25 protein-coding genes and 1 riboswitch are annotated in these 26811 nt (G+C 72.1%); of the genes, 22 read left to right on the top strand and 3 right to left on the bottom strand.

Translation table 11 applies throughout. The features are described from left to right. The first annotated feature begins 2 nt into the window (after positions 1 to 2). The 18 genes from fmt to AB0J71_RS00295 all read left to right on the top strand — a co-directional run bounded on the left by fmt (position 3) and on the right by AB0J71_RS00295 (position 19316). Positions 3 to 932, top strand: coding sequence for a methionyl-tRNA formyltransferase (fmt, locus tag AB0J71_RS00380; RefSeq protein ID WP_352322586.1), 930 nt, complete (start codon positions 3 to 5; stop codon positions 930 to 932). Next, positions 919 to 2445 (top strand): transcription antitermination factor NusB, encoded by a 1527-nt coding sequence (locus AB0J71_RS00375; RefSeq protein WP_364411711.1) that lies wholly within the window; start codon positions 919 to 921, stop codon positions 2443 to 2445. Before fmt ends, AB0J71_RS00375 begins: the two co-directional genes overlap by 14 nt. Before the next feature lie 214 nt (positions 2446 to 2659). Beyond that, positions 2660 to 3313 carry a ribulose-phosphate 3-epimerase gene (gene rpe, locus AB0J71_RS00370; protein WP_364411708.1) on the top strand — a complete coding sequence of 218 codons (654 nt, stop codon included), beginning with the start codon at positions 2660 to 2662 and terminating at the stop codon, positions 3311 to 3313. A 939-nt stretch (positions 3314 to 4252) separates the two neighbouring features. Further along, positions 4253 to 5230 carry an ABC transporter permease gene (locus AB0J71_RS00365; protein WP_352322583.1) on the top strand — a complete coding sequence of 326 codons (978 nt, stop codon included), beginning with the start codon at positions 4253 to 4255 and terminating at the stop codon, positions 5228 to 5230. Continuing rightward, positions 5231 to 6070: an ABC transporter permease gene (locus AB0J71_RS00360; protein WP_352322582.1), complete on the top strand. Its 840-nt coding sequence runs from the start codon at positions 5231 to 5233 to the stop codon at positions 6068 to 6070. Then, a complete protein-coding gene (locus tag AB0J71_RS00355) occupies positions 6067 to 8136 on the top strand; it encodes an ABC transporter ATP-binding protein (RefSeq protein WP_352322581.1) in 2070 nt (689 codons plus the stop codon). Before AB0J71_RS00360 ends, AB0J71_RS00355 begins: the two co-directional genes overlap by 4 nt. Then, entirely contained in the window at positions 8133 to 9842 is a 1710-nt protein-coding gene (locus AB0J71_RS00350; protein WP_352322580.1) for an ABC transporter family substrate-binding protein, read from the top strand. Before AB0J71_RS00355 ends, AB0J71_RS00350 begins: the two co-directional genes overlap by 4 nt. A gap of 88 nt (positions 9843 to 9930) precedes the next feature. Beyond that, the gene (locus AB0J71_RS00345; RefSeq protein ID WP_352327118.1) at positions 9931 to 10743 is read left to right on the top strand and encodes an oxygenase MpaB family protein; all 813 of its coding nucleotides are present in this window, start codon (positions 9931 to 9933) and stop codon (positions 10741 to 10743) included. A gap of 77 nt (positions 10744 to 10820) precedes the next feature. Further along, positions 10821 to 10951: riboswitch (FMN riboswitch) on the top strand. Positions 10952 to 11056: 105 nt separating this feature from the next. Beyond that, on the top strand, positions 11057 to 12229 hold the full coding sequence (ribD, locus tag AB0J71_RS00340) for a bifunctional diaminohydroxyphosphoribosylaminopyrimidine deaminase/5-amino-6-(5-phosphoribosylamino)uracil reductase RibD (protein ID WP_364411705.1): 1173 nt from the start codon (positions 11057 to 11059) through the stop codon (positions 12227 to 12229). Next, positions 12229 to 12819 carry a riboflavin synthase gene (locus tag AB0J71_RS00335; RefSeq protein ID WP_352327120.1) on the top strand — a complete coding sequence of 197 codons (591 nt, stop codon included), beginning with the start codon at positions 12229 to 12231 and terminating at the stop codon, positions 12817 to 12819. Before ribD ends, AB0J71_RS00335 begins: the two co-directional genes overlap by 1 nt. Further along, positions 12816 to 13460 carry a nicotinamide mononucleotide transporter family protein gene (locus AB0J71_RS00330; protein ID WP_352327121.1) on the top strand — a complete coding sequence of 215 codons (645 nt, stop codon included), beginning with the start codon at positions 12816 to 12818 and terminating at the stop codon, positions 13458 to 13460. The genes AB0J71_RS00335 and AB0J71_RS00330 overlap by 4 nt, the downstream gene beginning before the upstream one ends. Then, positions 13457 to 14698, top strand: a complete 1242-nt coding sequence (locus tag AB0J71_RS00325) for a bifunctional 3,4-dihydroxy-2-butanone-4-phosphate synthase/GTP cyclohydrolase II (RefSeq protein ID WP_364411702.1) — start codon at positions 13457 to 13459, stop codon at positions 14696 to 14698. Before AB0J71_RS00330 ends, AB0J71_RS00325 begins: the two co-directional genes overlap by 4 nt. Beyond that, complete coding sequence (gene ribH, locus AB0J71_RS00320; RefSeq protein ID WP_352327123.1) at positions 14695 to 15162, top strand: 6,7-dimethyl-8-ribityllumazine synthase; 468 nt, start codon at positions 14695 to 14697, stop codon at positions 15160 to 15162. The genes AB0J71_RS00325 and ribH overlap by 4 nt, the downstream gene beginning before the upstream one ends. A gap of 19 nt (positions 15163 to 15181) precedes the next feature. Continuing rightward, positions 15182 to 15640, top strand: coding sequence for a PH domain-containing protein (locus AB0J71_RS00315; protein ID WP_352327124.1), 459 nt, complete (start codon positions 15182 to 15184; stop codon positions 15638 to 15640). Between the two features lie 108 nt (positions 15641 to 15748). Further along, positions 15749 to 16615: a MoxR family ATPase gene (locus AB0J71_RS00310; RefSeq protein WP_352327125.1), complete on the top strand. Its 867-nt coding sequence runs from the start codon at positions 15749 to 15751 to the stop codon at positions 16613 to 16615. After that, complete coding sequence (locus AB0J71_RS00305) at positions 16608 to 17681, top strand: VWA domain-containing protein (protein WP_364411699.1); 1074 nt, start codon at positions 16608 to 16610, stop codon at positions 17679 to 17681. Before AB0J71_RS00310 ends, AB0J71_RS00305 begins: the two co-directional genes overlap by 8 nt. After that, entirely contained in the window at positions 17674 to 18765 is a 1092-nt protein-coding gene (locus tag AB0J71_RS00300) for an XdhC/CoxI family protein (RefSeq protein ID WP_352327127.1), read from the top strand. Before AB0J71_RS00305 ends, AB0J71_RS00300 begins: the two co-directional genes overlap by 8 nt. Next, the gene (locus tag AB0J71_RS00295) at positions 18765 to 19316 is read left to right on the top strand and encodes a nucleotidyltransferase family protein (protein WP_352327131.1); all 552 of its coding nucleotides are present in this window, start codon (positions 18765 to 18767) and stop codon (positions 19314 to 19316) included. Before AB0J71_RS00300 ends, AB0J71_RS00295 begins: the two co-directional genes overlap by 1 nt. A 49-nt stretch (positions 19317 to 19365) precedes the next feature. On the opposite strand, the gene AB0J71_RS00290 is transcribed toward AB0J71_RS00295, so the two are convergent. After that, positions 19366 to 20253 (bottom strand): endonuclease/exonuclease/phosphatase family protein, encoded by an 888-nt coding sequence (locus AB0J71_RS00290; RefSeq protein WP_352327128.1) that lies wholly within the window; start codon positions 20251 to 20253, stop codon positions 19366 to 19368. Between the two features lie 93 nt (positions 20254 to 20346). On the opposite strand from AB0J71_RS00290, the gene AB0J71_RS00285 reads away from it, so the two are divergent. After that, the gene (locus AB0J71_RS00285) at positions 20347 to 21387 is read left to right on the top strand and encodes an LLM class F420-dependent oxidoreductase (protein ID WP_352327129.1); all 1041 of its coding nucleotides are present in this window, start codon (positions 20347 to 20349) and stop codon (positions 21385 to 21387) included. Between the two features lie 251 nt (positions 21388 to 21638). Next, the gene (locus tag AB0J71_RS00280; protein WP_352327130.1) at positions 21639 to 22940 is read left to right on the top strand and encodes a dicarboxylate/amino acid:cation symporter; all 1302 of its coding nucleotides are present in this window, start codon (positions 21639 to 21641) and stop codon (positions 22938 to 22940) included. A 43-nt stretch (positions 22941 to 22983) separates the two neighbouring features. Here AB0J71_RS00280 and AB0J71_RS00275 read toward each other — a convergent pair whose 3' ends face one another. Beyond that, positions 22984 to 23193 carry a helix-turn-helix transcriptional regulator gene (locus AB0J71_RS00275; protein WP_352331315.1) on the bottom strand — a complete coding sequence of 70 codons (210 nt, stop codon included), beginning with the start codon at positions 23191 to 23193 and terminating at the stop codon, positions 22984 to 22986. Then, positions 23193 to 23792 (bottom strand): DUF2975 domain-containing protein, encoded by a 600-nt coding sequence (locus AB0J71_RS00270; RefSeq protein ID WP_352331316.1) that lies wholly within the window; start codon positions 23790 to 23792, stop codon positions 23193 to 23195. Before AB0J71_RS00270 ends, AB0J71_RS00275 begins: the two co-directional genes overlap by 1 nt. A 158-nt stretch (positions 23793 to 23950) precedes the next feature. Between AB0J71_RS00270 and AB0J71_RS00265 the strand changes: the two genes are divergently transcribed. Then, complete coding sequence (locus AB0J71_RS00265) at positions 23951 to 25627, top strand: serine/threonine-protein kinase (protein ID WP_364411697.1); 1677 nt, start codon at positions 23951 to 23953, stop codon at positions 25625 to 25627. A gap of 108 nt (positions 25628 to 25735) precedes the next feature. After that, a complete protein-coding gene (locus tag AB0J71_RS00260) occupies positions 25736 to 26803 on the top strand; it encodes an aminopeptidase P family protein (protein WP_352326967.1) in 1068 nt (355 codons plus the stop codon). Positions 26804 to 26811 lie beyond the last annotated feature (8 nt).

Raw genomic sequence — 26811 nt, 5'->3', positions numbered from 1 at the left:
CGATGCGGCTGGTCTTCGCGGGCACACCCCAGACGGCGCTGCCGTCGCTGCGCATGCTGATCGACTCGCCCCGGCACGAGGTCGTGGCCGTCATCACCCGTCCCGACGCCCAGTCAGGGCGGGGGCGCAAGGTCCACCCCTCGCCGGTGGCCGAGCTCGCGGAGGAGGCCGGCATCGAGGTGCTGCGCCCGGCCAAGGTCGGCGACCCCGCCTTCCTCGACACGCTGCGCGCGCTGGAGCCCGACTGCTGCCCGGTGGTGGCCTACGGCGCGCTGTTGCCGCAGTCGGCCCTCGACGTGCCCCGCCACGGCTGGATCAACCTGCACTTCTCGGTCCTGCCCGCCTGGCGCGGCGCGGCGCCCGTCCAGCACGCGGTGCTGCACGGCGACGAGATCACCGGCGCGACGACGTTCCAGATCGTCAAGGAGCTCGACGCGGGCCCGGTCTACGGGGTCGTCACCGAGGAGATCCTGACCCACGACACCAGCGGCTCCCTGCTCGAACGCCTGTCGGTCTCCGGCGCCGGCCTGCTGGCCGCCACGCTCGACGGCGTCGAGGACGGCGCGCTGGAGGCCCGTCCCCAGCCGCTCGACGGCGTGACGATGGCACCCAAGATCAACGTCGCCGACGCGCGGGTCGACTGGTCCAAGCCCGCCATGCGGGTCGACCGCCTGATCCGCGCCTGCACCCCCGGCCCGGGGGCGTGGAGCGAGTTCAGGGGCCAGCGGGTGAAGCTCGGGCCGGCCAAGGTCGCCGTCCAGGCCGACCGGCTCGCGCCCGGCCGGATCCTGGCCACGAAGAGCCACGTGCTCGTCGGCACCGCCACCGACCCGGTCGAGCTGGGCGAGGTGCAGCCGCAGGGCAAGCGGGCGATGGGCGCGGTCGAGTGGGCGCGCGGCGTCCGGCTTGCGGGTGACGATGCCTTCGCGTGAGCCCCGCCGGTCGGCGGGCGGCCCCACGGGCACCAAGCCCCGTCCGCGCCGCCCTGCCCGCGACCACGCCCGCAACGCCGCCTTCGACCTCCTGCGGGCCGTCGACGAGCGCGACGCCTACGCCAACCTGCTCCTGCCGCGGCTGCTGCGCGAGCGCGACATCCGGGGGCGCGACGCGGCGCTGGCCACCGAGCTGGCCTACGGCACGCTGCGCGGCCTCGGCACCTACGACGCGATCATCGAGATGTGCAGCGACCGCGCGCCCGACCCGGCCGTGCGCGACGCCCTGCGGCTGGGGGCCCACCAGCTCCTGCGCATGCGCGTCCCGCCGCACGCCGCCGTCGGCACCACCGTCGATCTCGTACGCCTGCGCGTCGGCCAGGGCGCGGCCAAGTTCGTCAACGCGGTGCTGCGCAAGATCGGCTCGCGCGAGCTGGAGGACTGGATCCCCATCGTCGCGCCCGACTCCGACCACGACCCGGTCGGCCATCTGGCCGTCGCCTACGGGCATCCCCGGTGGATCGTCTCGGCCTTCCGCGACGCGCTGGGCGGCGGCGGGGAACTGGCCGACCTGCTCGACGCCGACAACGTCCGGCCGCTGGTGACGCTGGTCGCCCGGCCGGGGCGCAGCTCGGTGGCCGAGCTGGCCGAGTCCGGCGCCGCGCCCGGCCGCTACTCGCCGTACGCGGCCTACCTGCGCGAGGGCGACCCCGGGCAGATCGAGGCCGTGGCCGAGACCCGCGCGGCCGTCCAGGACGAAGCCAGCCAGCTCGTGGCGCTGGCCCTGACCCGCGTGCCGCTCGACGGCGAGGACGAGCTCTGGCTCGACATGTGCGCCGGGCCGGGCGGCAAGGCGGGCCTGCTCGACGCCGTCGCCACGTACGGCGACCTGGCGGGGCTCGACGGCGAGCGCCGTCCGGGCGACGGTGAGCGCCGTCCGGGCGACGGCGGTGCGGCGGCCGACGGCGCCGCGGTGAGCGTCGGCGGTGCGGCGGGCGGCGGTCCCGTGGCGTTCCCCGGTGGGGCGCGCGTGCTGGCCGCCGACGTGCAGTACCACCGGGCGCGGCTGGTCTGGCAGACCACCAGGACCGCCTCGGTAGTCACCGCCGACGGCACCGAACCCGCCTGGCGGCCCGGGGTGTTCGACCGGGTCATGCTCGACGCCCCCTGCACGGGGCTGGGCGCGCTGCGGCGGCGTCCGGAGGCCCGGTGGCGGCGCGACCCGGCCAGCATCGCCGAACTGGGCGCGTTGCAGCGGCGGCTGCTCGGCACGGCCCTCGACGCCGTGCGCCCGGGTGGGGTGGTGGCGTACGTGACCTGCTCGCCGCACCTGGCCGAGACGCGCGTCGTGGTCGGCGACGTCATGGGCCGCAGGGGCGACGTGGAGCAGCTCGACGCGCGCGACTACCTGCCGGAGGTCGACGGGCTCGGCGACGGGCCGCACGCGCAGTTCTGGCCCCACCGCCACGGCACGGACGCCATGTTCCTGGCCCTCCTCCGCAAACGCCCCTGACCCCGCCCGCCCTCGCCCACGTGCCGGGCACACCCGCCCCTCGCCCGCGTGCCGGGCGCCTGCGTCCCGGGCGCACCCGGCCCTCATACGCGTGCGGGGCGTCCGTGTGCCGGGCGCCCGCCCGCTCTCGCCCGTGTGCCCGCGTGGTGGCGGGGTTGGGGTGGTAGGAGGGGGTGTCGAGGCGGGAGCGGGCGGTTCAATAGACTGGCGCATCATGGCCGTACAGATCTCGCCCAGCATCCTCGCCGCCGACTTCGCGCGGCTGGCCGACGAGGCCGCCGCCGTGCCGAACGCCGACTGGCTGCACGTGGATGTCATGGACTACCACTTCGTGCCCAATCTCACCCTCGGGCTGCCCGTGGTGGAGTCCCTGCGCAAAGCCACCCAGACACCCCTCGACTGCCACCTCATGATCGCCGACCCCGACCGCTGGGCCCCCCAGTACGCCGAGGCCGGGGCGGGCAGCGTGACCATCCACGCGGAGGCGTCCAAGGCGCCGGTGCGGACGTTGCGCGAGATCCGGTCGTTCGGCGCCAGGGCGGGGCTCGCGCTCAACCCGGCCACGGCGGTGGAGCCGTTCGAGGGGCTGTTCGGTGAGATCGACATGCTGCTGCTGATGACGGTCGAGCCCGGGTTCGGGGGGCAGAAGTTCCTGGACATGGTGCTGCCGAAGGTGCGGGCGGCGCGGGCTCTGATCGAGCGGCACGGCGGGTCGATCTGGCTGCAGGTCGACGGCGGTGTGACGGCCGAGACGATCGAGCGCTGCGCGGAGGCGGGCGCCGACGTGTTCGTGGCCGGCAGCGCCGTCTACGGGGCCGCCGACCCGGTGGCTGCCATCGACGCCCTCCGCGCCGCCGCCACCCGCTGACCCTTCCCCGTTCACCGCTGCCCTTGCCCGCCGCCACGGGCGTGCCCCGCGCGCTCCCGTGGCCCCTCCACCCCTCCGTGAGGCGTGCTCCGCGCAGGTCCGTGGCTCCTTCGCCTCTCCAGGAGGCGTACGCCGCCCCTGGGCCGGAACCCTCGCCAGGTGTCCCAGGCAATCCCACGGGCTTTCCGCAAGGAGCGCACCACACTCCTGCCGTCGCGCCTCGGGCCGCTGGGGTGCGGCCAACTGGGAGGCGTAGGCCCACTGGGAGGCGCGGGCTCACCGAAGGTGCGGGCCCAGAGGAGTCGCATGCCCCAGGGGCGTGCAAACCCGCTCGGGGTGCGGGCCCAGCCGCTGGCGGTGCGCGGGGGGCGCTGAGGGGGGCTGCAGGGAGTGTGAGGACCGCTGGGACGCGGGGGCCGGGGCAGGGCCGGTCTTGAGCCGAGGGGCCGGCGGGGCTGGGGTGGTGAGCGGAGCGTGAGCGTGGGGGGAGCGTCCCGGGGACGTCTTCGGGGCGGGCGGCAGCGTGCCCGCGGACCGGCCCGTCCCGGCCACCCGCCTGAGATCAAAAGCCGCGACGTCGCAAAATACGAATCCTCAGTCTATTGATCAGTATGACCTGCGTCACTTAGAGATTGGGTTATTTTTTGTCAGGATTCTGTGACATACGCTGATCCGATAGCGCCGGTTACCGATCTTGGTAACGCACGTTTCCCCAGCTCAGCCCCCCTGTAGAGCCATGATCGACGGCAGGCCGCCACCATGCTTAGTGACCTTACCGTTATGTCGAACTATTGCTGACTGTGATGTTTGGCTAGATATCCTGCGTTTTGATCGCCGTTCCGCGTCATGACTTTTCGCGGCGTAAGACGGTCTTTTTCCATTGCGGGGGTCTTCTCCTACCGGGGTTTCCGGGCCCTCGTTCAGTGCGAACGGAGGGTAATGGGCAAGTACCTGCTCCGCAGGTTGGCGATCAATCTGATCTTGGTCGCGATCGCGGCCAGCTTGGCTTACATGCTCGCCGCGACGACCATGAACCCTCGCGGCGCGTATGAAGGCCGCCAGCCTCCTGTCGCCGAGGAAGTCATCGACGCCACCCTCGACAGCTACAACCTCAACGACAAGACGCCCGTCCTGGAGCGCTACGCGACCTGGGCCAAGGGCGTCGTCACGGGTGACTTCGGCAAGACCTGGAACGGCGGTTCGGTCAACGACGAGATGGGCCGGCGGATCTTCGTCAGCCTCCGGCTGCTGCTGGTGGGCACGATCTTGGGGTTCGTCCTCGGAGTGGCGCTCGGCGCCCTGTCGGCGGTCAAGCAGTATCGGATATCCGACCGGGCGATCGGGGTCGGCTCGTTCGTGATCATGGCGGTGCCGGTGTTCGTGCTGGCCACGCTGCTCGCGATCGCCGCCTACAACCTCAACCGCGGGCTCGGCTTCTCGCTGATCGAGTTCACCGGCGAGTACAACCCCAAGCTGTCCGGCTGGGAGCAGTTCACCAACCGGCTGAACCACCTGATCCTGCCGACCATCTCGCTCAGCCTGGGCTCGATCGCCTTCTACAGCCGCATCCAGCGCAACATGATGCTGGACGTGCTCGGCCAGGACTTCGTCCGCACCGCGATGGCCAAGGGCCTGCGGCGCAGGACGGCCCTGGTCAAGCACGCGCTGCGCACCGCGCTGATCCCCGCGGCCACGTACTTCGCCTTCGCCTTCGGCACGATGCTCACCGGCGCCACCTTCACCGAGAAGATCTTCGCCTGGAACGGCATGGGCGCCTGGCTGGTCGACTCGATCAACCAGAACGACGTGAACTCGGTGGCCGCGGTCAGCATGTTCGCCTCCGTCTGCGTCCTGTTCGCCGGCTTCCTGTCGGACCTGCTGGTGGCGGCCCTCGACCCTCGAGTGCGGGTGAGCTAAGTGCGTTCCAAGGTTGTTCTCGGGCGGATGCTGCGCAACCGGCAGGCCCGCTACGGCTTCATCGCCCTCGTGCTGCTGGTGGCGCTGGCCTACCTCGGCCCCTACTTCGGGGCCTACGACTGGAAGGACAAGGACTTCCTCGCCTTCCTGTCGGCTCCCTCGTCCGACCACTGGTGGGGCACCACCTCGATCGGCCAGGACATGTACGCCGTCACCCTGCGCGGCATGCAGAAGTCGATCATCATCGGCCTGCTCGTGGCGCTCATCTCGACCGGCCTGGCCGCGATGGTCGGCGCCTTCGCCGGGTACTTCGGCGGCTGGGTGGACCGCGTCCTCATGTGGGGCGTGGACCTGCTCCTCGTCCTGCCCAGCTTCCTGATCATCGCGATCGCCTCGCCGCGCCTGCGCGGCGCCTCCTGGCTCTGGTTCGTGGTCCTGCTGGCGGCGTTCGCCTGGATGATCACCTCCAGGGTGGTGCGCAGCATGACGCTCTCGCTCCGTGAGCGCGAGTACGTGCAGGCGGCCGTCTACATGGGCATCCCCCGCTGGAAGATCATTTTCCGGCACATCGTGCCGAACCTGTCCTCCTTGCTGATCATCGACGCCACCCTCAACGTGAGTGGCGCGGTCATCGGCGAGGCCGCGCTGTCCTTCTTCGGCTTCGGCATCCAGCCGCCCGACGTCTCGCTCGGCACGCTGATCGCCGAGGGCTCCCGCAACGCCACCGGCTACCCCTGGCTGTTCGCCTTCCCCGCCGGGCTCCTGGTGCTGCTGGTCCTGAGCATCAACCTCATCGGAGACGGCCTGCGCGACGCACTCGACCCGGGGAGCAACTCATGAGCATCCTGGAGGTTCAAGACCTCACCGTGACGTTCCCCGGCGGCATCGAGGCCGTGCGCGGCGTCAGCTACGAGGTCGCCCGCGGCGAGGTCCTGGGCATCGTGGGCGAGTCCGGTTCGGGCAAGTCCGTGACGTCCCTGGCGATCATGGGCCTGCTGCCGCGCAACGCCCAGATCAGCGGCTCGGTCAAGCTCCACGGCCAGGAGCTGATCGGGATGAAGGAAGACGACCTGGTCAAGGTCCGCGGCAAGTCGATGAGCATGATCTTCCAGGATCCGCTGTCGGCCTTCACGCCCGTCTACACGATCGGCGACCAGATCTCCGAGGCGCTGCGCGTCCACCAGAAGCTGGGCAAGGACAAGGCCGCCAAGCGCGCCGTCGAACTGCTCGACCTGGTCGGCATCCCGCACCCGGACGTGCGGGCCAAGGCGTTCCCGCACGAGTTCTCCGGCGGCATGCGCCAGCGCGCGATGATCGCGATGGCCATCGCCAACGACCCCGACCTGCTGATCTGCGACGAGCCCACCACCGCGCTCGACGTGACCATCCAGGCCCAGGTGCTGGAGGTGCTCAAGACCGCCCAGCGCGAGACGGGCGCCGGCATCGTCATGATCACGCACGACCTGGGCGTCGTCGCGGGCATGGCCGACCGGGTGCTGGTCATGTACGCCGGCAAGCCGGTCGAGCAGGGCAACGTCGACGACATCTACTACCGGCCGCGGATGCCGTACACGATGGGACTGCTCGCCTCGATCCCCAGGATCGACGGCGAGGAGGGGCCGCTGGTGCCGATCGAGGGCAACCCGCCCTCCCCGGCGGCGCTGCCGCCGGGCTGCCCGTTCGCGCCGCGCTGCCCGATGAAGATCGACTCGTGCGACGACGAGGAGCCCCCGCTCACCGACGTCGGCGGCGGCAGGCACGTCGCCTGCATCCGCTCCCGCGAGATCGAGTACAAGGGCCTGACCGGCACGGACGTGTTCCCGGTCCCGGTCATCCCGGTCAGCGAGGTGGTCCGCGTGCCGCGCGAGCAGCGCGCGACCGTGCTGGAGCTGGACAACCTCATCCGGCACTACCCGCTGATGAAGGGCGCGGTGTTCAAGCGCCGCGTCGGCACCGTGCACGCCGTGGACGGCATCAGCTTCGACATCGCCGAGGGCGAGACGCTGGCACTGGTCGGCGAGTCGGGCTGCGGCAAGACCACGACCCTGCAGCAGATCATGCAGCTCGCCCCGCCGCAGAGCGGCCGGATCGTCGTGCTCGGCCAGGACAGCGCCAAGCTCGGCCCGTCCGGGCGCAAGGCGCTCAGGGGCGACCTGCAGATCGTCTTCCAGGACCCGATGGCGGCGCTCGACCCGCGCATGCCGGTCGGCGACATCATCGCCGAGCCGCTGCGCGCCCACGGGCGCAAGAACGTCAAGCAGCGGGTCGCCGAGCTGCTCGAACTGGTGGGGCTGGCGCCCGAGTACGCCGAGCGCTACCCGCAGAGCTTCTCCGGCGGCCAGCGCCAGCGCATCGGCATCGCCCGCGCCCTGGCCCTGGAGCCCAAGCTGCTCGTCCTGGACGAGCCGGTCTCGGCACTGGACGTGTCCATCCAGGCCGGCGTGATCAACCTGCTGGACGAGCTGAAGAACACCCTGGGGCTGTCGTACCTGTTCGTGGCGCACGACCTGGCCGTGGTCCGGCATCTGGCCGACCGCGTCGCGGTCATGTACCTCGGCAGGATCGCCGAGATCGGCACGGTCGAGGAGGTCTACGACCGCCCCGCGCACCCCTACACGCAGGCGCTGCTGTCAGCGATCCCGCTGCCCGACCCCGAGATGGAGCGCACGCGCAAGCGGATCCTGCTCGAAGGCGACCTGCCCAGCCCGGCCGACCCGCCATCGGGTTGCCGGTTCCGCACGCGCTGCCCCAAGTTCGCCCTCCTCACCGAGGCCGAACGCCGGCGCTGCGTGGACGAAGAGCCCTCGGTTGCCCGGCTCGCGACCGCCGTGGACCACGGCGCCGCCTGCCACTACGCGGAGGAAGTCGAGGTCATCACGGCCTCGGACGATCAGGAGGAAAAGTGAAGGTTCGTTACCGGGCGGCGGCGGGAATCGCCGTCCTCGCCATGGCCGCGGCGGCTTGTGGCGGTGGTGGCGGCGAGGCCAAGAAGCCGAGCGCCGAGCAGTCGCAGCAGGCTCAGAAGCAGATGTCGGAGCTGCCGGGCATCTCGATCAACCCCGTCCCGTACGAGCAGGTCAAGGACGGCGGCACGCTCACCCTGGCGGTCGGCCAGTGGCCGAGCCAGTGGAACGGCAACCACGTCGACGGCAACCAGCTGGACACGGCGGACATGCTGGACTCCCTGATGCCGATGTTGATGGTCGCCGACTCCCAGGCCAACTTCAAGGCGAACCCCGACTACCTCACCGACGTCAAGATGGACCTGTCGTCGGGCAAGCAGGTCGTCACCTACACGCTGAACGAGAAGGCCCAGTGGTCGGACGGCACGCCGATCACCTGGAAGGACCTCGAGGCGGCGTGGAAGGCCAACAACGGCAAGAACAAGAAGTTCAAGCCGGCCTCCACCGACGGCTGGGACCGCATCGAGTCGATCACCAAGGGTGACTCCGACAAGGTCGCCATCGTGACCTACGGCAAGAACTACCCCGAGTGGCAGGGCCAGTTCTCCCGTTCGCCGCACCTCTACCCGGCCTCCCACATGGAGACCCCGGAGAAGTACGAGAAGGACTACCTGCAGAAGATCCCGGTCACCGCCGGGCCCTTCAAGGTCGAGAGCATCAACGAGGGCACCAAGACCCTCACCGTGGTGCGCGACGACAAGTGGTGGGGCCGTAAGCCCAAGCTCGACAAGGTCATCTACCGGACCATCGAGACGCCCGCCGCGCAGGTGAACGCCTTCGCCAACGACGAGCTGGACGCGGTGGAGATCCCGCCGGGCAGCCCGGCCGACCTCAAGCGGGCCAAGGAAGTCCCGAACGTGGACATCCGCAAGTCGCTCAGCCCGAACTGGCGGCACATCACCGTCAACAACCAGAGCGAGTTCCTGAAGGACAAGTCGGTCCGCCAGGCCGTCGCGTACGCGATCAACCGTGACGTGATCACGCAGTCCGACCTCAAGGACATGGACTGGCCGCTGCAGACGCTGGGCAACCACGTCTTCATGAACAACCACAAGGCGTACGTCGACAACTCCGGCGAGCTGGGCAAGTACAACCTGCCCAAGGCCAAGGAGCTGCTCGACGCGGCCGGCTGGAAGCAGGAGGGCGACGTCCGCAAGAAGGACGGCAAGGAGTTCTCGCTGAACTTCGTCGTCCCGGCGGGCGTGCCGTACGCCAAGACCGAGGGCGAGCTCACCCAGGCCATGCTCAAGGAGGCCGGGATCAAGCTGACGATCCGCCCGGTCCCCGATGACAAGTTCTTCACCGACTACATCATCAAGGGCGACTTCGACCTGGTGCCGTTCTCCTGGATCGGCACGCCGCTGCCCCTCGGCGGCCTGCCGCAGATCTACAAGACCGGCTCCGAGTCGAACTTCCCCAAGGGCAGCGACCCGGCGCTGGACGCCGCGATCGACGCCGCTGTCGGTGAGATGGACCAGACCAAGGCCTACCAGCTGGCCAACGCCGCCGACAAGCTGATCTGGGACCAGGTGCACACCATCCCGCTGTACCAGCGTCCGGCCATCCAGGCGACCAAGAAGACGCTGGCCAACTTCGGCACCTTCGGGTACCAGGCCCGTGACTACACGGCGATCGGCTTCACCGGCTGATCTCCGTAGCCTCGACGAAAACCCCCGGCCGGTTCCCGGCCGGGGGTTTTCTGCATGCTTCACCACCTATTGGGGTAACTGTTCACTTATGGACGACGACTATGGGATCTTCGGCCCCGAGTCGGTGACCTGGCGGGTGATGGGGGAGCCGATCCAGCTCGTCGGCGGCTTCCGCGCGCTGCTGATGCAGGGGCTGCACCCCCGGGCGATGCGCGGCGTGCTGCAGAACTCGGCGCTGCTCGACCCGGCCGAGGCGTGGTCGCGCTTCCTGCGGACCAGCGAGTTCGTCCGGGTGCGCACGTACGGCACGCGCGCGGAGGTGGAGCGGGCGGGCCGCCGGGTGCGCAGGATCCACGCCACGCTGACCGCCCGCGACCCCGACACCGGCGAGACCTACCACCTCGACGACCCCGAGGCGCTGCGCTGGGTGCACGTCGGCGAGGTCGACTCCTACCTGACGGTGGCCCGCCGCGCCGGCGTGCGGCTGTCCGACGCCGACGCCGACCGGTTCGTCGCCGAGTGGCGGCGCGCCGCCGAGGTCGTGGGCCTGGACGGGGACGACGTGCCGGGCTCGGTGGCCGAGCTGCGCGCCTACATCGACGGCCGGCGTCCGGGGCTGCGGCTCGTGCCCGAGGCGGCCCACCCGCTGCGGCTGTCGCTGCACACGCCGCTGCCCGGCGCGCTGTCCGCGCTGCGGCCCGCCGTGCCCGCGCTGACCGTGCTGGCCCTGGCCACGCTGCCGCGCTGGGCCCGCCGCCTGTACGGCCTTCCCGCCACGCCCGTCGGCGACCTGTGGGCCTCGGCCACGCTGCGCGCCCTGCACACCGGCATCGGCCTGGTCCCCGAGCAGGTCCGCTACGCGCCCTCGGCCCGGCGGGCGCGCAAGTTGATGGCTGCCTGAGCGAGCGCTTGTTCAAATAGCACGGGGGCGGTCGCGCTTTCCGTAATCGGCATGGCAAACTGGTACAAGAAGAGAGCTAGCGTGCTCCGGGGTCGGTGAAAGTCCGAACCGGCGGTTACAGTCCGCGACCCGGCCGATGCCATCGGCCGGTTGACCCGGTGAAATTCCGGGACCGACGGTTAAAGTCCGGATGGGAGGAAGCGCGCGAGGTGTCCGGCGTCCCAGCCGGGCGCCTGACGTGGTGCCGTGCCGGCACCCGAAAACCCCCCGGGGCCCGCCGTGGCTTGAAGCTACTGGCGAGTAGGAGACCCGGGTGGACATCTCAGCCGCCGACGCCGCGCACATGGCGCGCGCCGTCGAGCTGGCCGCGCGCGGACACGGCGGCACCAGCCCCAACCCCGTCGTCGGCTGCGTCGTGCTGTCGGCCGCCGGGCAGGTCGTCGGCGAGGGCTTCCACGCCTACGCGGGCGGGCCGCACGCCGAGGTCGTGGCGCTGGCGCAGGCGGGCGAGCAGGCGCGGGACGGTACGGCGTACGTGACGCTGGAGCCCTGCGACCACACCGGCCGCACCGGGCCGTGCAGCCGGGCGCTGCTGGCCGCGGGCGTGGCCCGCGTGGTCGTCGCCGTGGCCGACCCCAACCCGAAGGCCGCCGGCGGCGCGGCGCGGCTGCGCGCGGCCGGGGTGAGCGTGACGCAGGGCGTGCTGGCCGGGGCGGCCGAGCGGGTCAACGAGGAATGGCTCACCTACGCCCGGCTCGGCAGGCCGCACGTGACCTGGAAGTTCGCCGCGACCCTCGACGGCAGGTCGGCCGCCGCCGACGGCACCAGCCAGTGGATCACCTCGCCGCAGGCGCGGGCCGACGTGCACCGGCTGCGCGCCGCCTGCGACGCGATCGTGGCCGGGATCGGCACCGTGCTGGCCGACGACCCCCACCTCACCGTCCGCCTCCCGGAGAACGCCGGGGCGGACACGCGGGAGGGCGACGCGGGGGCGCTGCTGGCCGGCAGCCCGCCGCTGGCCGGCCGGCCCCTGGGCGCCCGCCCGCCGCTGCGGGTCGTCGTGGACACCGAGGGCAGGACGCCGCCCGCGGCCCGCGTCCTCGACGACGAGGCCCCCACGCTGGTCGCCGTCGCCGACGACGCCGTGACGGAACTCAAGGCCGGCCTGCTGCGCCTGCCCCGGCACCCGGAGGGCGGCCTCGACCTGCACGCCCTCCTGCGCGAGCTGGCCGCCCGCGAGGTGGTCGGCGTGTTCCTGGAAGGCGGCCCCACCCTCGCCGGCGCGTTCCTGCGGCAGGGCCTCATCGACCGAGTGATCGCCTACCTCGCCCCCGCCCTCCTCGGCGAGGGCAGGGCCGCGCTCGGCCCCGCGGGCGTCGGCACGATCAGCGGCGCCCACCGCCTCACCTTCGACGAGTTTTCCCCCATCGGGCCGGATCTGCGGCTGACCGCGCGGCCCGCTCCGCATCAAGGCAGGGAGAAGTGATGTTCACCGGAATCATCGAGGAGAAGGGCGAAGTCGTCGCCATCGAGCCGGCCGGCGGGGGCGCTCTGCTGTCCGTACGCGGCCCGCTCGTCACCTCCGACGCCGCCCACGGGGACTCGATCGCCGTCAACGGCGTCTGCCTGACGGTCGTCGAGGTCGAGGACGACGTGTTCACCGTCGACGTCATCAGGGAGTCGCTGGACCGCAGCTCGCTCGGCGGCCTCACGGCGGGCTCGGCGGTCAACCTCGAACGGTCCGTACGCGCCGACCAGCGCCTCGGCGGCCACATCGTCCAGGGCCACGTCGACGGCACCGCCCGCCTGCTGTCCCGCGCCCCCGGCGAGAACTGGGACGACCTGCGCTTCTCCCTGCCCGGCCCGCTCAGCCGGTACGTGGCCGAGAAGGGCTCGATCGCCATCGACGGAATCAGCCTGACCGTCACGACGGTTGACGACGACAGCTTCGGCGTGAGCCTCATCCCGACCACGCTGAAGCTGACCACCATGGGCGACCGCCAGGTCGGCGACGTGGTGAACCTTGAGGTCGACGTGATCGCCAAGTATGTGGAGAGGCTGGTGGGCGCCCGATGAGCTGGGTGGACGCATCGATTGACATCTTCGGTCTGCCGGTGAAGTGGACCGACCTGGCCGGCAACGTGTTCGCCCTGGCCACGGTGGCGTTCGCGATGCGCAAGTCCATGTGGACCTGGCCGGTGCAGTTCACCGGTTCGGTGCTGCTGTTCCTCGCCTCGATCAGCGCGCACGTCACCGGCAACGCGCTCAAGCAGGCCCTGTTCGCCGTGCTGGCGGTCTACGGGTGGTGGAAGTGGCGGCAGGGCACCCAGGAGCACGCCCTGTCCGTCCGGCCGGCCACGGGCGGCGAGCGGTGGCGGATGCTGGCGGCGCTGGCCGTGGGCACCGCGGTGGTGACGGTCCTGTTCAAGGCGTTCGACCTGTCGTGGTACCCGGGCGCGCCGGTGGCCGTCGTGGCCTCCGACGCCTACATCTTCGTCGGCGGCGCGGTCGCCACCTGGGCGCAGGGCCGGGCGCTGGTCGACTTCTGGATCGTCTGGGTGCTGGTCGACCTGGTGGGCGTGCCGGTGGCGTTCAACTCCGGCCTCTACGTCTCCGGCGCCGTCTACGCCGTGTTCTTCGTCATGGTCCTCACGGGCTTCGCCAAGTGGCTGCGCGAGTACCGCGCCGCCCGTCCGGAAGTGGTGGCAGTGGCATGAGCGAGTTCAAGCTCGACCCGATCGAACGGGCCATCGAGGACATCCGCAACGGCCGTCCCGTCGTGGTCGTCGACGACGAGAACCGCGAGAACGAGGGCGACCTGATCTTCGCCGCCCAGAAGGCCACGCCGGAGCTGTGCACGTTCCTGATCCGGCACACCAGCGGCATGATCTGCGTGGCCATGGACGGCAAGGAGCTCGACCGGCTCGGGCTGCCGCTCATGGTGTCCCAGAACCGCGAGCGCATGCGCACGGCGTACACGATCACCGTCGACGCCCGGGACGGCGTCACCACCGGCATCTCCGCCGCCGACCGCGCCAGGACCATCCGCACCCTCGCCGACTCGGCCACCGAGCCCAACGAGCTGGTCCGGCCCGGCCACATCTTCCCGCTGCGCTACCGCGAGGGCGGCGTGCTGGCCCGGCGCGGCCACACCGAGGCGGCCGTCGACCTGGCCAGGCTCGCCGGGCTGTCGGCCGCCGGCGCGCTGGCCGAGGTGGTCAACGACGACGGCACCATGGCCAGGCTGCCCGAGCTGCGCCGCTTCGCCGACGAGCACGACCTGGCGCTGGTCTCCATCGAGCAGCTCGTCGACCATCGCCGCCGCGCCGAGAGCATGGTCACCAGGGTCGCCGAGACCCGCCTGCCCAACGCGTACGGCATGTGGCGGGCCTACGGCTACTCCAGCGCCCTCGACGGCGGCGAGCACGTCGCGCTCGTCTACGGCGACCTCGGCGGCGGCGAGAACATCCTGGTCAGGGCCCATTCCGAGTGCCTGACCGGCGACGTGTTCGGCTCGCTGCGCTGCGACTGCGGCGTGCAGCTCGACCACGCCATGGGCGCCATCGCGCAGGAGGGCCGCGGCGTCGTCGTCTACCTGCGCGGCCACGAGGGCCGGGGCATCGGCCTGCTGGCCAAGCTCAAGGCCTACAGCCTCCAGGACAACGGCAGCGACACCGTCGACGCCAACGTCGAGCTGGGGCTGCCGGTGGACGCCCGCGAGTTCTCCAACGCCGGGCAGATCCTGGCCGACCTCGGCGTGCGCTCGGTGCGGCTGCTCACCAACAACCCGGCCAAGCTCAAGGGCATGGACGGCTACGGCATCAAGGTGCTCGGCCGCGAACCCATGCCCGTGGCCCTGAACCCGCACAACGAGCGGTACCTGGAGGCCAAGCGCGACCGGCTCGGCCATGACATCTCCTCCAGCGTCCCGCACGAGATCTCGGAGGCGTCATGAGTGGCGAAGGCCGTCCCGGAGTGGCCGTGGTGGACGCGGCGGGCCTGGTCGTGGGCGTGGTGGCGGCGAGCTGGCACGCCAAGATCACCGACCAGCTCGTGGCGCGGGCCGTGCAGGCGTGCGACGACAGCGGCGCCACCGCGACCGTGGTCCGCGTGCCCGGCTCGCTGGAGATCCCCGTCGTGGCCCAGGCCCTGGCCCGGCGTTGTGACGCGGTGGTCGCCCTCGGCGCGGTCATCAAGGGCGAGACCGCCCATTTCGATTACGTCTGCGACTCGGTCACCAGCGGGCTGACCCGCGTCTCGCTCGACGAGGAGACGCCCGTCGGCAACGGCGTGCTCACCTGCGAGACGATGGACCAGGCGCTCGACCGCTCCGGGCTGCCCGGCAGCAAGGAGGACAAGGGCTACGAGTCGGCCCTGGCCGCCCTGGAGACCGCCCTCCTCCTGAGGGACCTCCACTGACCTGCGGTAGGTTTCCCTCGTGCCCGAGCCCGTGACCCCGCCGCCCCTGCCCGTGACCTGGCGTCCCCGCCGGGGCCGGGTCGTGCCCTACGCCTTCGCCCTGGTGGTGGTGGCGGGGGCGGTCCTCATGGCGATCTTCATCGCCGACCCGTTCAAGCTGCCCGACCGGGTGGCGATCGTGGGCTTCGGCCTGGCGGTGGCGTACGTGCTCCACCTGCTGGGCCGGGTCCGGGTGGAGGCCGACGAGCAGGGCCTGACCGTCGTCAACGCCCTGCGCGTCCACCGCTACACCTGGCCCGAGGTCATCGACGTGACCCTCCTGGTGGGCGACCCGTGGCCGAAGATCGACTTCTCCGACGGCCGGACGATCGGCGCCATGGGCATCCAGGGCTCGGAGAAGGCCCGCGCCCGCCGGGCCACGGCCGAGCTGGCCGCGCTGATCCGCGAACGCGGCGAGGCGGCCGAGTCCGGCGACTGAAACCCTAGGAAGTCCGGCGACTGAAACCCGATGATGAGGGCGAGCCGATATCGCCGGGCCGGGGTTGCGACGTAGCCTGAAGGCGTGCTGCGGCGGACAATCAGGGCAATGGACATCGAGTCGCCGGACAAGCTCACCGAGCTGCTCGACCGGCACGACTACCTGGCCGACCGGGGGCTGGCCACGGCCGCCTTCCTGGCGCTGCGGATGGGGCGGCCGCTGTTCCTGGAGGGGGAGGCGGGCGTCGGCAAGACCGAGCTGGCCAAGACCCTCGCGACGATGCTCAGGGCCCCGCTGATCCGGCTGCAGTGCTACGAGGGCCTCGACGCGTCCCAGGCCCTGTACGACTGGGACTTCGCCCGCCAGCTCCTCCACCTCAAGGCCGCCGAGGCCGCCGGGATCACCGACGCCGCCCGGCTGGAGGGGGAGATCTACGACCGCCGCTTCCTGATCGCCCGTCCCCTGCTGAAGGCCGTGGAGACCCAGCCGAGCGTGCTGCTGGTGGACGAGATCGACCGGGCCGACGACGAGTTCGAGGCGTTCCTGCTCGAAGTGCTCTCCGACTTCACCGTCTCCATCCCCGAGCTGGGCACGATCAGGGCCGCGACGCCGCCGGTCGTCGTGGTGACCTCCAACCGCACCCGCGAGGTGCACGACGCGCTCAAGCGGCGCTGCCTCTACCACTGGCTGGAGCACCCGAGCTTCGACCGCGAGGTCGCGATCCTGCTGCGCCGCCTGCCCGGCTGCACCGAGGAGCTGGCCCTGCAGGTGGCGCGGGCGGCCGGACGGCTGCGGCAGGCGGACCTGGTCAAGCCGCCGGGCGTGGCCGAGACGCTCGACTGGACCGAGGCGCTGCTGACGCTCGGGGCCAGGGAGCTCGACCCCGACCTGGCCGCGGCCACGCTGGGCGCCGCGCTGAAGTACCGCGAGGATGTCGCCGCCGTCCTGGCCGACGGGCTGCTGTCCGGTGGATGAGCTGGTCCGGACCGTGACGGGCTTCGTCAGGACGTTGCGCGCGGCGGGCGTGGACGCCGACCACGAGCGGACGCGGAGCCTGCTGCAGGCCCTCGGCCACCTCGACGCCGGGGACCGGGAGGCGTTCTACTGGGCCGGCCGGCTCACCCTGTGCGCCACCCCCGACGACCTGCCCCGCTACGACCGCTGCTTCGCCGCCTACTTCGGCGGACGGCGGGCGGCGGCGGCCCGTACCGCGACGACCAGCGTCACCCGGCACCTGGCGGCCGGCGACGGCGACGAGGCGGGCGCGGGCGAGGACGCCGCCGCCCCGGCCACGGCCAGCCGCGCCGAGGTGCTGCGGCACCGGGACGTCGCCCGGCTCACCGAGGCGGAACGCGCCGAGGTGCACCGCATGCTGGCCCTGCTCGGCCGCGGCCGGGCCGCGCGCCGCTCCCGCCGTTTCGAGCGGGCCCACCGGGGCAGGCTGGACCAGCGCCGCACCGTGCGCGAGGCGCTGCGCAACGGCGAGGTGGCCCGGCTCCGGCGCCGCCGGCACACGACCAGGCCCCGGCAGGTGGTGCTGTTCGTGGACGTCAGCGGGTCGATGGCCCCCTACGCCGAGACCCTGTTGCGCTTCGCCCACGCGCTGGTCAGGACCGTGCCGCGGGCCACGAGGGTCTACTCGGTCGGCACCCGGCTCACCGAGGTCACCGCCGAGCTGCGCCACCGCGACCCCGGCACGGCGCTGAACGCGGCGTCGGCGGTCATCCCCGACTGGAGCGGCGGCACCCGGCTCGGAGAGGAGTTCAAGGAGTACCTGATCCGTCACAGCGCCCGGGGGGCGATCGTGGTCATCGCCTCCGACGGCTGGGAACGCGGTGACCCCGCGCTCCTGGGCGCCCAGCTCGCCAGGCTGGCCCGGCAGGCGTACCGGCTCATCTGGGTCAATCCGCACAAGGGATATGAGGGTTACCAGCCGCTGACCGGAGGCATGCGGGCCGCCCTGCCGCATCTGGACGACCTGGTGGCCGGGCACAGCCTGGCCGCCTACGAGGAACTCAGCGAAAGGCTCGCCCATGCGTGACGTGCTCCCGGAGATCATGCGGTGGTGGAGGTCGGGGCTCAGGTTCGGGCTGGCGACCGTGGTGAGCACGTTCAGCAGCGCGCCACGCCCGCCGGGCGCGGCGATGGCGGTGCGCGGCGACGAGGTGGTGGGCAGCGTCTCGGGCGGGTGCGTCGAGGGGGCGGTCTTCGAGCTGGCCTCCGAGGCCGACGCCCCCGTCCTGCAGCGGTACGGCGTCAGCGACGACGACGCCTTCGCCGTCGGGCTGACCTGCGGCGGCATCATCGACATCCTGGTCGAGCCGGTCTCCATCGAGACCTTCCCCGAGCTGGGCGAGATCTTCGCCGCGGTCGAGGCGCACCAGCCGGTCGCGGTCGCCACCATCGTCGCCGGCCCCGGCCCGATCGGCGCCCGCCGGATCGTCTGGCCCGGCCGCTCGTCGGGCACCCTTGGCCTGGACCGCCTCGACGAGGCCGTGGACGACGACGCCCGCGGCATGCTCGCCCAGGGCCTGACCGGCATCAGGCACTACGGCGGGCACGGCGAGCGGCGCCTGGACGACCTGTCGGTGTTCGTCCAGTCGTTCGCGCCGCCGCCGCGCATGCTGGTCTTCGGCGCGATCGACTTCGCCGCGGCCGTCGCCAAGGTGGGCAAGTTCCTCGGCTACCACGTCACCGTCTGCGACGCCCGGCCGGTCTTCGCCACCGCCAAGCGGTTCCCCGAGGCCGACGAGGTGGTGGTCAAGTGGCCGCACGACTACCTGGCCTCGGTCCAGGTGGACGAGCGCACGGTGATCTGCGTGCTGACCCACGACCCCAAGTTCGACGTGCCGCTGCTGGAGGTGGCGCTGCGGACCGAGGCGGGCTACATCGGGGCCATGGGCTCGCGCCGTACGCACGAGGACCGGCTGGCCCGCCTGCGTGAGTCCGGGCTCACCGAGGCCGAGCTGGCCCGGCTGAGATCGCCCATCGGCCTCGACCTGGGCGCCCGCACGCCGGAGGAGACCGCCGTGTCGATCGCCGCCGAGCTGATCCAGCTCCGGTGGGGCGGCTCGGGCCGGCCCCTGTCGCAGACGGGCGGGCGCATCCACGGGGAGCCGGCGTGATCGCCGGGCTGCTGCTCGCCGCGGGGGAGGGCGCCCGGCTGGGCACCCCCAAGGCGCTCGTGGAGTTCGGCGGCGAACGGCTGGTCGACCGCGGGGTGCGGCTGCTGGAGGAGGGCGGCTGCCATCCGGTGGTGGTCGTGCTCGGCGCGGCGACCGTGCAGGTGCGCGGGGCGGTCAGCGTGCGCAACCCGGACTGGCGCACCGGCATGGGCTCCTCGCTGCGTGCCGGGCTGGCCGCGCTGCCGCCGGAGGCGACGGCCGTGGTGGTCGCGCTGGTGGACCAGCCGCTCGTCCGGGCGGGCGCGGTGCGGGCGCTGGCCGGCTCGGGGGCCGGGCTGGCGGTGGCCACCTACGGCGGACGGCGGGCGAACCCGGTGCTGATCGCGCGCGAGCACTTCGCGGGGGTGGCGGAGCTGGCGGTGGGCGACGTGGGGGCGCGGGCGTTCATGAAGGCGCATCCCGGGCTGGTCACCGAGGTCGCCTGTGACGAGCACGGCGACCCGGCCGACATCGACACGCCGCAGGACCTGCAGCTGCTGGAAGGCCGCTAAACCCGCACCGGGAACTGCTGGAAGGCCGCTGGAAGGCGGTTGGAAGCGGTTAGAAGCGCAGGGAGGCGATCGCCGCGCGGTGGTCGCTGCCGGTCGCCGGGGCCACCCCCGCCTTGGTCGCCGTCATGCCCCTGAACAGGATGTGGTCGGGCCGGGTGATCGGGAACTCGGCCGGCCAGGTGAAGCCGAACCCGTCGCCGGCCACGCTCTGGGCGTCGGTCAGCGGCGGGGTCAGGCCGCGCATGCCGCGGTCGGTGGTGGCGGTGTTGAGGTCGCCGAGCAGCAGGACGCGCTTGCTGGGGTCGGCGTCGACGAGCCGGCGGGCGTGGGCCAGGGAGGCGTCGCGGGAGGCGGTGTGGCCGGGCCTGGCCGAGGCCAGGTGCATGACGTAGACGGTGACCTTGCCCTTGGGGGTGCTCACCACCGCGCGCAGCGCCCGCGGCCAGCCCATGCCGACGTCGAGCGGGCGGGTCTCGCTGATCGGGTAGCGGCTCCACAGGCCGACCGTGCTGACCGGGTAGTGGTAGCGGAACAGCTTGTTGAGCTGCTTGGCCGCGGGCCCGCCCGGGGTCAGCTCCTGGGCGGCCAGCAGGTCGAGCCCTTCGGCGATGGCCTTGACCGCCTCGCCGGAGGCGCTGTTGCGCACGCCGACGTTGACCGTGCCGACGGCCAGGTCGCTGGGGCCGCCGGGCGGCGCGGCCAGCAGCGTGGAGCCGAACATCGCCGCCCACACCAGGCCGGGCGCCAGCGCCGCGAGCGCGGCCGCCCTGGAGCGCGCCAGCAGGGCGAGGAGCAGCAGCAGCGGCACCGCCAGCCCCATCCAGGGCAGCAGGCTCTCCAGGACGGGCGTGAATCCGCCGAGCGACGGGATGAGCGAATGACCCGCCAGGGCCAGGGCGACCACTGCGGAGGCGATGACGACGACCCGGCTCAGCACCCGAACCAGGCTAGTGCTTCGCCGCGCGACACGCCGACACGCTAACCTGTTGACGTCGCAACGGAACAACATTCGGTTCATCGGGAGCCCGGCATGCGCATCGGTATGGCACTCAACTACTCGGGCGGTTTCAAGGAGACGGTCGCCGAGCTGGCCGACTACGAGAAGGCGGGCCTCGACATCGTCTTCGTGGCCGAGGCGTACAGCTTCGACGCCGTCAGCCAGATGGGGTACATCGCGGCGAAGACCGAGCGGGTGCAGATCGCCTCGGGCATCCTGCCGATCTACTCCCGTACGCCGACGTTGCTGGCCATGACCGCCGCGGGCATGGACTTCGTCTCCGACGGGCGCTTCACGCTGGGCATCGGGACGTCGGGGCCGCAGGTCATCGAGGGCTTCCACGGGGTGCCGTACACCGCGCCGATCGGGCGTACCCGGGAGGTCATCGAGATCTGCCGCAAGGTGTGGCGGCGCGAGCGGCTGGAGCACGCGGGCCGCAACTACCAGGTGCCGCTGCCCGCCGGTGAGGGCACCGGCCTGGGCAAGCCGCTGAAGATCATCAATCACCCGGTGCGCCCGCGCATCCCGATCGTGGTCGCCGCCATCGGCCCCAAGAACGTGGAGATGACCGCCGAGCTGGCCGAGGGCTGGGAGCCGATCTTCTACTACCCGGAGAAGGCCGCCGACGTGTGGGGCCCGGCGCTGGCCGCCGGCCGGGCGAAGCGCGACCCCGAGCTGGGGGAGCTCGACGTCATCGCCCAGGCGGCGCTGGCCATCGGCGACGACGTGGCCGGGCTGCGCGACTTCGGCCGGGCGATGGCCGCCCTGTACATCGGCGGCATGGGCGCCAAGGGCAAGAACTTCTACAACGACCTGGCCCGGCGCTACGGCTACGAGAAGGAGGCCGAGCAGATCCAGGACCTCTACCTGGAGGGCAAGAAGGACGAGGCCGCCGCGCTGGTGCCCGCCGAGCTGCTGGAGAACATGTCGCTGATCGGCAGCGAGGGCTTCGTCCGCGACCGGATCGCGGCGCTGAAGGAGTCGGGGGTCACGACGCTCAACGTCGCGCCGCTCGGCCGTACCCACGAGGAGCGCGTCCGCCTGCTGGAGAAGGTCAAGGAGCTGGCCGCCTGATCGGGCGGGCTCCGGAATGGGTGTGACGCACGTCACAATGCCGAGCGGGAATATGCCCCGTTTGGGATGGTGTTGTACGTCCTCGTGAGGTTCTCTGTGGTCATCGTGCGGCTCGTCGAGCGTCTGCACGTGGATCTGTGCCGTCTGCACGGATCCCTCTGTCGCTGATCGGCGCGTCCCCCAGACTCCCCCCTTCCTCACCCGCATGCCCCCTTCGCCGCGGCATGCCTGACTTCCGGAGCCTTCCTCCCGTGAAGAGATTCACCTTCTCCCTTCAGCTGCTGCTCGGCCTGGCCGTCGGCGTCGCCCTGGGGTTCGTCGCCAAGATCTGGGACGTGGCCTGGCTGGCCGAGACGCTGACCCAGGTCGGCAAGATCTTCGTCCAGCTCCTCAAGCTCGCCGTGCCGCCGCTGGTGTTCACCGCCGTGCTGGTCAGCGTGGCCAACCTGCGCAACGTCAACGGCGCCGCCCGCCTGGCCTCCAAGACCCTGCTGTGGTTCCTGATCACCGCGTTCGTCTCGGTGGCCTTCGCGATCGCGCTCGGCCTGATCATCAACCCCGGCCAGGGCGTCACCCTCGACACCGGCGCGGCCAAGGCCGTCGACACCGAGGGCGCCGGCACCTGGCTCGACTTCGTCACCGGCATCCTGCCCACCAACATCGTCACGGCCTTCACCGAGGTGAACGTCCTCCAGATCGTCTTCCTGGGTGTCGTCCTCGGCGCGGCGGCCCTGGCGGTGGGCGAGAAGGCCGAGCCGTTCCTCAACCTCAGCCGTTCGGTGCTCGAACTGGTGCAGAAGGCCCTGTGGTGGGTCATCCGCCTGGCCCCGATCGGCACCGCCGGCCTCATCGGCAAGGCCGTCTCCACGTACGGCTGGGACCTGCTCGCCCCGCTGGCCAAGTTCAGCGTCGGCGTGTACGTCGGCTGCTTCATCGTCCTGCTGGCCGTCTACCCGACGCTGCTCGCGGTCTGGGGCAAGGTCAACCCGATCACGTTCTTCCGCAACGCGTGGCCCGCCATCGAGCTGGCCTTCGTCTCCCGTTCCTCGGTCGGCACGCTGCCCCTGACCCAGCGCGTCACCGTCGAGCGCAACGGCGTCGACCGTGACTACGCCTCCTTCGCGGTGCCCTTCGGCGCCACCACCAAGATGGACGGCTGCGCCTCGGTCTACCCGGCGCTGGCCGCGATCTTCGTGGCCCAGGTGTTCGGCGTGCACCTCGGGGTGGGGGACTACCTGCTGATCGCGTTCGTCTCGGTCGTGGGCTCGGCCGCCACCGCCGGTCTGACCGGCGCGATCGTCATGCTGACGCTCACGCTGAGCACGCTGGGCCTGCCGCTCGAAGGCGTCGGCCTGCTGCTGGCGATCGACCCGATCCTCGACATGATCCGCACCGCGACCAACGTGGCCGGCCAGATGGTCGTCCCGGTCCTGGTGGCCCGCTCGGAGGGCCGCCTGGACGAGGCGGTCTTCAACGCGCCGCCGCAGCCGCTCGACGACGCCCCGGCCTCGGCCGCCCGCACGCCGCGCGCGCCGGAGCCCGCGACGGCCTGACCGGAGTTCTCCTGAGGGCGGGTGGCCGTACGGCCACCCGCCCTCAGTCGTAGGTGAGCAGGTCGCCGGGCTGACAGCCCAGGGCCTCGCACAGCCGGGTCAGCGTGGAGAAGCGGATGGCCTTGGCGTGGCCGTTCTTGAGTATCGACAGGTTCACGACGGTGATCTCGACCTTGTGCGACAGCTCGGTGAGCGTCATGCCGCGCTGGGCGAGCAGTTCGTCCAGGCGTACCCGGATGGTGCCTGCGGGCATCAGATCGTGGCCTCGACCTCGTCGAGCAGGGCCACGCCCCGGCGGACGATCTCCGACACCCCGAGCGCGCACAGCCCCGCCACGAGGCCCGCGAGCGGCACGCCCGGCGCCGGGACGAACGCCGGACCGGTCGTCAGCAGCATGCCGGACAGTATGGCCTGCGCCGCCGTGCCGAGCGCGGCCGACACGAGCGAACCGGCGATCAGGATCCAGCCCAGCCGCCGCAGGTGCCCGGCCGTGACGGCGGAGAACAGCGCCCGGTCGCCCGACCGCGCCCTGCGCAACGCGCGGACCACGGTGTACAGCGCGAGCAGTCCGGTCGCCGTGGGCGGCGCCCACAGCAGGAGGTAGAGCAGCGCCGCCGCGGGCGAGGGCCCCACGGGGCGGAGTGTCACGTCGGCCGTGGCGCCGACGATCTCCACCCCCGGGGCGGGGGTCACGGGCGGCGTCACGCCGGAGACGTGCAGCGGCACGCCGATGCCGTTGGCCGTGCCGAACACGGCGATCAGGACGGTGGCGCCCAGGGCGGTGAGCGCGCCGAGGCAGCCGAGGACGAGGCCGATGCTCAACAGGACCTCGAGCCGGTTGATCCACTTCATGGGCATAACGATAATCGTAAATAACGAAAGTCGTTATGTCGAGGGGCGGCAGGCGCGGTGTGGCGGGGGGTGCGAAGTGTGGATCATGGGGCGGGGAGGGGCTGGAGGGCCCTATGGTGGGTCGGAAATAGCCCACTTTTCGAGTTTTTGGCGGGGATATGTCCGACGCTACGCCTTCGATGGTCGCCGACCGGTACCGGCTTGACGAGCTCATCGGCAGCGGTCCGATGGGTGAGGTGTGGCGGGCCTACGACACCCGCGCCGACTGGGTCGTGGCCGTGAAGATCCTGGGCGCGGGCGCGGCCGGCGAGGCCGCGCGGGAGGCGCTGAAGCAGCATGCGCAGGCGGTGGCCAGGGTGATCCACCCCAACGTGGCCATGGTCCTCGACGTGGGCGACCAGGAGGGCGCCCCCTTCCTGGTGACCGAGTTCCTCACCGGGACCAGCGTGGGGGAGGACTTGGCGGCCGAGGGGCCCATGCCGATCGTCGAGGTGTGCGACCTGGTCGGGCAGGCGGCCGCGGGGCTGGACGCCGCGCACCGCGCCGGGGTGTTCCACGGGCAGATCGACTCCGGCAGTTTCCGGCGGGCGGCCAGCGGCGTGCTGAAGGTCGTCGGGTTCGGGCTGCCGGACGAGGAGCCGTCCCAGGCCGAACGCCGCTACCTGGCCCCTGAGCGGGCCTCCGGCCGTCCTGCCACGGCCGCCGCCGACCTGTACGCCCTCGGCGCCGTCTGCTACGAGCTCCTGTGCGGCCGCCCGCCCGTCGCCACCCCTGACCTGCCGGTGACCGGCATGCGCGCCACCCCGCCGTCCCCGCCCGCCGCCCCCGGAACCGCGGCCCCCGGAACCGCGGCCCCCGGAACTCCGGCCCAGGGGAGTCCGGCCCAGGGAAGTCCGGCCCCCGGAACCCCGGCATCCGGAACCGAGGCCCCCGGGGGTGCCGGGCAGGGGATCGTCCCGCCCAGTGCGATCCGGCCCGAGATCCCCGCCGAGCTGGACCGGCTCGTCCTCGCGATGCTCGCGCCCGACCCCGCCAGGCGGCCCTCGGGCGGCGAGCCCGTCCGCCGGGCCCTGGCCGCCATCGCCCGGCCCGGCGCGGCCCCGGGAGCGGCCCCGAACACCGGCGCGAACAGTGGTGCGAACACCGGCGTGAACACCGCCCCGAACCTCGCCGGAGCCGCGGCGGGCCGGCCGGGCGACACCCGGGTCTACGACTTCAACGGCGTCCCGCGGGCCGGCGACACCGCCGTCTACGAGTCCGCCGGGCTGGACCAGGCGCCGCCGCGTACCGGCAACAAGCTGCTGGTCCAGATGGGGATCGCCGTCGCCGTCATCGCCGTGGTGGCCGTCGCCATGGTGGTGTGGGCGGGCTCGCGCAAGGAGACGCCGGTGGCCGAGCCGAGCGCGAGCGCGCCCCCCACGTCCGTCCTGTCGCCGGACGTCACGCTGACCGCCGGCCCGACCTCCGAGCCGCCCGAGGCCAGTCCCACCGACCTCACCCCGGGCGACACCGCCACCAGCCTGGTCCAGACCGTCGGCCCCAAGGCGACCCTCGGCCCCCGGCAGACCCCGGCGGGGGGCTGGGACCACTGGCTGGTGAAGTTCGACGAGGCGGTGACGGCCCAGGAGGACATCGGCGACATCAACCCCCACGTCGCCGAGAAGGTCCACGACAAGCTCAGGAAGGCCGCCAAGAAGCTCCAGGACGGCCACTTCGAGCCCGCCCGCGGCCAGATCGCCGGCGTCTACCGTGACCTGCGCAAGGCCCAGGTGAAGGGCGACGTCCCCCTGTCGGGCCCGCTCGCCTCCTTCCTGGACGACTTCGCCCTCTCCTGACCGTGACGGGACGGTTTCCCCTCTCCTGACCGTGACGGACGGGAGGCCAGTGCTTTCCCCCGATCCTGACCGGGTGGGGGAGGGCCGGGGCACGCGTACATTGGCGGGATGACCATCGACCACGCGGCGCGCCGGGCACGCCTGGCCGCGGCGCTGCCCGCCCACGAGGTCCCCGCGCTCCTCGTCACCTCCCCCGTCAACGTCCGCTACCTCACCGGGCTGGTCAGCTCGAACGCGGCCGTCCTGGTCAGGGCGGACGGCTCGGCGCTGCTGGCGACCGACAACCGCTACATCGACAAGACGCGCGCCCTCGACGTGCCCGCGGTCGAGGCGCCCGACGTGGCCGGCCGGCTGGCCGCGCCGGGCGTGGCCATCGAGGCCGCCGCCATGACCGTGGCGACCTTTCGCCGCCTGGAGGCGGGCCTGAAGGAGGGCGACGGCAAGGGCGGGGGCCTGGTGCCGCTCGGCCCGCTGGTCGAGGAGCTGCGCGCGGTCAAGGACGAGGCGGAGCTGGAGCTCATCCGCACCGCCTGCGCCCTGACCGACCAGGCCTTCGCCGACGTGCTCCCGATGATCGCGCCGGGCCTCACCGAGCGCGCCCTGGCCCGCCTTCTCGACAACCGCATGACCGAGCTGGGCGCCGACAAGCCGGCGTTCGACACGATCGTCGCCGCCGGCGAGCACGGCGCGATCCCGCACCACGCCCCCACCGACCGCGAGCTGCGCGCCGGCGACCTGGTCACGATGGACTTCGGCGCCCGCTACCACGGCTACCACGCCGACATGACCAGGACGGTCTGCCTGGGCGCGCCCGCCGCCTGGCAGCGCGAGCTGTACGACCTGGTCAGGCGCGCCCAGCGAGCCGGCCGGCACGCCCTGACCCCGGGAGCCCTGGCCAAGGACGTCGACGCGGCCGCCCGCGGCCTGATCGAGGCGGCGGGCCACGGCGAGCACTTCCGGCACGGCCTGGGCCACGGCGTCGGCCTGGAGATCCACGAGGACCCGTTCCTGGGCCCCTCCAGGACCGGTAGACTAGAGGATCGAGTTCCGATCACCGTCGAGCCTGGGATCTACCTCCCCGAGCGGGGCGGGGTTCGCATCGAGGACACCCTCGTGACCCGTGAGGGCGGGCCGGAACTTTTCACCAAGACCACCAAGGAGCTGCTCGTCCTTTAGAGCGGCCA

It is taken from the genome of Nonomuraea sp. NPDC049637, assembly GCF_040675235.1.
GTDB lineage: Bacteria > Actinomycetota > Actinomycetes > Streptosporangiales > Streptosporangiaceae > Nonomuraea.
Note: the sequence above shows the minus strand (reverse complement) of the source record. Positions and strands in the feature narration are given on the sequence as shown.